This window comes from Streptomyces mutabilis (genome assembly GCF_014649815.1).
In the GTDB taxonomy this organism is placed as follows: Bacteria; Actinomycetota; Actinomycetes; order Streptomycetales; family Streptomycetaceae; genus Streptomyces; species Streptomyces mutabilis.
The window spans coordinates 1-918 of the sequence record NZ_BMTT01000112.1 but is presented as its reverse complement, the minus strand read 5'-3'; the positions used below and the strand labels follow the sequence as shown (position 1 = coordinate 918).

The following is a 918-nucleotide window of genomic DNA, read 5'->3' as shown; positions in this document are numbered from 1 at the left end:
GATGCGGCGTATGTGATGTACACCTCGGGTTCGACGGGTGCGCCCAAGGGGATCGTGGTGACGCACCGCAATGTGGCCGCTCTGGCTCTGGACCCGCGTTTCGACCGTCGGGCGCATCGACGTGTCCTGTTGCACTCGCCTGCCGCGTTCGACGCGTCCACCTACGAGCTGTGGGTGCCGCTGCTGAGCGGCGGGACCGTCGTCGTGGCGCCGGCCGGGGACCTGGACGTTCCCGCGCTGCACCACACGGTCACCACCCAGCGTGTCACCGCGTTGTGGCTGACCAGTTCCCTGCTGAACGTGGTCGCCGACCACGCTGCGGACGCTCTGTCGGGTGTACGGGAGGTGTGGACGGGTGGTGAGGCCGTTTCCGGGGCCACGGTGCGGCGTCTGCACGAGGTCTGCCCCGGGCTGACGGTCGTGGACGGGTACGGGCCGACGGAGACGACCACCTTCGCCACCCACCACCCGGTGCCGCGGCCGTACACCGGTGGTGCGACGGTGCCGATCGGGCGTCCGATGGCCGACACCCGTGTCTACGTCCTGGACGCGCACCTGCGGCCGGTCCCGCCGCAGGTGACGGGCGAACTGTACGTCGCCGGGGCCGGTCTGGCCCGTGGGTATCTGAACAAGCCGGGTATGACGGCCGAGCGGTTCGTCGCCGATCCTTACGGTTCCGAGCCCGGTGGCCGTATGTACCGCACCGGTGACCTCGTGCGCTGCACCGCCGAGGGGGATCTGGAGTACCTGGGTCGCGTCGATCACCAGGTGAAGGTCCGCGGCTTCCGTATCGAACCCGGTGAGATCGAGAACGTCCTGACGGACCATCCGGCGATCGGCCAGGCCGCCGTGGTAGCCCACCACGACCGGCCCGGCAGCACCCGCCTGATCGCCTACGTCGTACCCGACACCGACGGA

Annotated in this window: 1 protein-coding gene; it reads left to right on the top strand. The window is 69.8% G+C overall.

Translation table 11 applies throughout. From position 1 onward, the window contains the following. Positions 1 to 918: amino acid adenylation domain-containing protein (locus IE142_RS34885; protein ID WP_191889417.1), on the top strand; the 918-nt coding region annotated here is incomplete at both ends.